The sequence below is a fragment of the Vibrio sp. Vb1337 genome (assembly GCF_033338715.1).
GTDB classification, from domain to species: domain Bacteria; phylum Pseudomonadota; class Gammaproteobacteria; order Enterobacterales; family Vibrionaceae; genus Vibrio; species Vibrio alginolyticus.
Genome location: NZ_JAWOTD010000044.1, coordinates 1 through 4,314 on the forward strand (window position 1 = coordinate 1; position 4,314 = coordinate 4,314).

Consider the following 4,314-nt stretch of genomic DNA (forward strand, 5'->3'; position numbering starts at 1 on the left):
TGTGAGGCGTTGAGCTAACCTGTACTAATTGCCCGTGAGGCTTAACCATACAACACCCAAGGGGTTTTGATGGACTCGATGTAAGAACATTGAATGTGTATAAATAGAACTTAACATCAGTTTTCCGAATTAAAGAATTTGCTTGGCGACCATAGCGATTTGGACCCACCTGACTTCCATTCCGAACTCAGAAGTGAAACGAATTAGCGCCGATGGTAGTGTGGGGCTTCCCCATGTGAGAGTAGGACATCGCCAGGCTTTAAATTTAGTTTTTTCCTTTTAAAAAGGCGAAGACAAAAGTTAAGAGAGCCCGTTTGTAAAAGCGGGCTTTTTTAGTCCTCACGGACGCAAATAATGTGCTGATATGGCTCAGTCGGTAGAGCGCATCCTTGGTAAGGATGAGGTCCCCAGTTCGATTCTGGGTATCAGCACCATTTATTGTTTGTTTTATGTTTTAAATTAAAGCCTAAAACAAAATGTAAAGAATTTTGCTTGGCGACCATAGCATTTTGGACCCACCTGACTTCCATGCCGAACTCAGAAGTGAAACGAAATAGCGCCGATGGTAGTGTGGGGCTTCCCCATGTGAGAGTAGGACATCGCCAGGCTTTAGTTTTATTTTCACTTTTTCGAAAAGTGAAGACAAAAGCGGACACTTGCTTATTAAAGCGAGTGATACCACTGCGGAGTGGTAGTTCAGTTGGTTAGAATACCGGCCTGTCACGCCGGGGGTCGCGGGTTCGAGTCCCGTCCACTCCGCCACTTATATTAAGCCCTAGTCGAAAGACTGGGGCTTTTTCGTTTGGTCGTGTTCCCTAGAAATGTATTTACACATTGAAGGCGATACTATGCGACTATCTTGACCCTTTTGGCGCATGAGTTTCTCAGGAAGATGAGCCTGCTGCCTGCACTTCCAATTACTCCGAGTTTGTATCATGTCCTCGTTGAAAGGTTGGTCATTTGAACAATGAGTATTTATAACACTCGCCCTCAACCGTAATAGAATGAATAGTCTTCCGTACTGCGTGTTTTGTTAGTGTCTCTCTTAAACAATAATTTTCTACATCTTATTTCTCAAACATTCATTGCTTCCATGTTTAGAGCGGGACCGTCGTTGCGTGGATTGCGCAACTTCCCGAAATATAGTGAGGAAGAGAGCTAAGTCTTCCGAAAATTAATGCCTTTTAGAAAACTTTGTTTTCTTTGCTGAACTTGCTAGTAGCGATTAACCTAAGAGGAGTTCTTGAGGAGTATGTTTGATGATGCAACAAATAAAAAATGAAACGCTGAAATCTGTATTTAAGCAATGGTCTTCCGAAGAGGGAATTGTGGTCATCAACCCTGCAACTGAGCAAGAGTTAATTCGGTTAAAGCCTAGTACTCTTGAGGAGTTAGACGATCTCATTGGTCAGTGCAAAACGGAGCAAGTCCGTTGGGCTAAATTAAGTGCCAAAGAGCGCTCTCGTCGTTTGAGGGGGTGGTATCAACTACTTCTTGATAATGCAGAAGACATAGCCACGATTATTACCTTAGAGCAGGGAAAACCTTTAGCAGAGAGCAAAGGGGAAGTGATGTATGGTGCCTCTTTTGTCGAGTGGTTCTCAGAAGAAGCAAAACGTGCTTATGGCGAAGTTATTCCTGCCCCCACGACAGATAGACGTCTATCTGCAATTCGCCAGCCTGTGGGAGTATGCGCTGCAATTACACCTTGGAACTTCCCTATTGCGATGATTACAAGAAAAGCAGCACCAGCCCTAGCGGCAGGTTGTGGCATGTTGATCAAGCCATCAGAGCTTACCCCTCTCACTGCAATTGCTGTTGTTGAATTAGCTTATCAGGCTGGTATCCCTAAAGAACTGCTTTCTGTCGTGGTGTCGGAGCAGGCTGCTGAGTTTGGTCAAGTACTAAGTACTGATCCTAGGATTCAGAAGATCTCTTTTACGGGGTCTACGCGAGTCGGGAAAATTTTGATGAAGCAAGCCAGTGATTCAGTCAAGGCGGTGTCGATGGAGTTGGGTGGTAATGCGCCTTTCATCGTGTTTGAAGATGCAGACTTAGATGCGGCTGCGGAAGGGCTTGTCGCGTCGAAGTTCCGTAATGCAGGGCAAACATGTGTTTGTACCAATCGGTTATATGTTCATAAAAATGTAAAACAAGCTTTTATTGATAAAGTATTGTCGAAGTTAAGCAAATTAAAGCTTGGCAATGGTTTAGAGAAAGGTGTCACATTAGGTCCTGTTATTACGATGGCCTCTAAGCATCGACTAGAGGCGGTGATCGATCAAGCTGTACAAGAAGGAGCCTCTATTGCTAACTCTCCACAGAGACGGCCTGGTCGCTTTATGGATCCCGTTCTTTTGGATAGTGTGACGCAGAATATGTCGATTGTTCAGCAAGAGCTATTCGGGCCTGTGTTGCCTATTGTTACCTTTGAAAATGATTATCAAGTTCTCGAAATGGCGAACGATACAGAATATGGTTTGGCTTGCTATTTCTATACGAATAGCTTGAAGCGTATTGTGACTTTTAGTGAAGGTTTAGAGTACGGCATGGTTGGAGTTAATGAAGGGATCATCTCTACTGAAGTGGCTCCATTTGGTGGAGTTAAAGAGTCGGGTGTTGGACGGGAAGGTGCTAAGCAAGGCCTCGATGAATATCTGGAGACAAAGTATATTTGTCTTGGTGGTTTAAGCTGATTTCAGAGATGGCCGTGACCCGTCCTGATATGGGTTGACACTTTTTAACTAAAACGCTCGATGTACTTCATCGGGCGTTTTGTATTTTAAAGCCGTATGAGGCCTCATTTGATTATAGATATCTACGGACTCTGCTACCATCGTCCTTGCTTCTTTCAGATCTTTCGGTTTCTGCAGCAAGAGCTCCATTTTGAGTATCCCATTTACACGCTCAGCTAAAGCATTCTGATAACAGTCATACCCGTCAGTCATTGAGCAAGTCACTCTATGTTTCTTATGGATATCTTGATATTCCTTCGAACAGTATTGTGAGCCTCTATCTGAGTGGTGTATTAGCTTTTCTTCACTCTGCCGTTGCCTGAGAGCTGAGATAAATGCCCGCTTAACTGATTGAGTTTTCATGTTGTCATCCACATAAAAACCAACAATCTTCCTTGAATAAGCGTCTGTAACCAAGCTGAGATAACTCTCTCCATTTTGAGTCGGCAAGTAAGTAATATCAGCAACCCACAGTTGTTCTGGCTTCGTTGGTGTCAGCCCATCTTTCACTTTGTTTGGGTGACAGAAAAATCGATGACGGCTGTCAGTCGTTCGGTGATAGGCTCGTCTTGCTCTCACTAACAGCCGATGCTTTCTGAGAAGTTCAAAGAGCTTATCGCGACCTATTTGAATGCCCTTTGTTGCTGCTAAGAACTTCAGTTTACGCGTGCCAATGCGTGGCTGCTTCAGCCTGACTTCACGGACAAAGCCAATGACAGCATGCTCATGATGTTCACAACGAGATTGAGTTTGGCATTGCTTATAATAAGCTTGGCGAGAGATTTGTACTAACTGACAAAACTTCGTAACGCTCAAACCTACTATGGTTTTCTCTTGGACAACGCTTCTTTGTGCTTTTTTGTCACTCTAACACCATAGTCACGTTCCATAACGTTCACGACAGCTTCAAAGAAGTCGGCTTTGAGTTGAGCATCTTCGAGCTGCTTCTCAAGCTCTTTAATACGTTGCTCTGGTGTAGGAGGTGAATTGAACTCGGCCATAGAGTCTCCTTTGGACATAAAGTTAGGTGTCCCTTTAGACCAATCTAGTCGACCATGCTTACGAAGCCAAACCAAAACCGTAGAGCAACCTTGGATGCCATACTTCTCTTGGGCTTGTTTGTAAGTGAGGCTTCCTTTTTCAACCTCATCAACTACAGTGAGTTTAAAAGCGAGGGAGTAATCGCGCTGAGTTCTTTTAGTTGTTGATTTCATAACACTCTCCAATTTTGGGGGTGGAAAGTGTCAACCTTATTTAGGACGGCACACCGATTGAATTAAAAAGCTAGGTTTTTACCTGGCTTTTTTTTAGTTGAAAGGCATACCATTTGCCACGCGCGTTTGTGGTTAATATTTTCTGGTTATTTAGTGAGTCGATAGTTAGCTTGCGGTAAGCGGTTTTTAATAATCAAAGCGCTTATGTTATTTCGTGGGTAGTAGGAGAGAGCTTAGCTTTAAACTAATACAAAAAAGCCGCATCAAGTGATGCGGCTTCTTCTAATATGGCTCCTCCTGCTGGGCTCGAACCAGCGACCTGCGGATTAACAGTCCGTCGCTCTACCAACTGAGCTAAGGAGGAA

Annotated in this window: 2 protein-coding genes, 3 tRNA genes and 2 rRNA genes; 5 read left to right on the forward strand and 2 right to left on the reverse strand. The window is 43.9% G+C overall.

Annotation, left to right across the window (positions count from 1 at the left end; genetic code table 11):
- Nucleotides 1-141 precede the first annotated feature (141 nt).
- From rrf (R7E42_RS23565) to R7E42_RS23585, 5 genes are all read left to right on the forward strand, one after another.
- Nucleotides 142-258, forward strand: a 5S ribosomal RNA gene (gene rrf, locus R7E42_RS23565).
- A 100-nt stretch (nt 259-358) separates the two neighbouring features.
- Nucleotides 359-434: transfer RNA gene (locus tag R7E42_RS23570), tRNA-Thr, on the forward strand.
- Nucleotides 435-491: 57 nt separating this feature from the next.
- Nucleotides 492-608: ribosomal RNA gene (rrf, locus tag R7E42_RS23575) — 5S ribosomal RNA — on the forward strand.
- Between the two features lie 77 nt (nt 609-685).
- A tRNA-Asp gene (locus R7E42_RS23580) sits at nt 686-762 on the forward strand.
- A gap of 497 nt (nt 763-1,259) precedes the next feature.
- Nucleotides 1,260-2,696, forward strand: coding sequence for an NAD-dependent succinate-semialdehyde dehydrogenase (locus R7E42_RS23585; RefSeq protein WP_318073040.1), 1,437 nt, complete (start codon nt 1,260-1,262; stop codon nt 2,694-2,696).
- 48 nt (nt 2,697-2,744) lie between these two features.
- On the opposite strand, the gene R7E42_RS23590 is transcribed toward R7E42_RS23585, so the two are convergent.
- Both R7E42_RS23590 and R7E42_RS23595 read right to left on the reverse strand, forming a co-directional pair.
- Nucleotides 2,745-3,949, reverse strand: a protein-coding gene (locus R7E42_RS23590) for an IS3 family transposase (RefSeq protein WP_318073041.1) whose coding sequence is annotated in 2 segments (ribosomal slippage) — nt 2,745-3,598 and nt 3,598-3,949 — 1,206 coding nt in all. Because the reading frame shifts where the segments join, the coding sequence is not laid out codon by codon here.
- Nucleotides 3,950-4,237: 288 nt separating this feature from the next.
- Nucleotides 4,238-4,313: transfer RNA gene (locus R7E42_RS23595), tRNA-Asn, on the reverse strand.
- Nucleotide 4,314: the final 1 nt, after the last annotated feature.

What these genes read in the sequence shown, in the direction of transcription:
- R7E42_RS23585 (WP_318073040.1), top strand. Translation starts at nt 1,260, where the DNA reads ATGATGCAACAAATAAAAAATGAAACGCTGAAATCTGTATTTAAGCAA.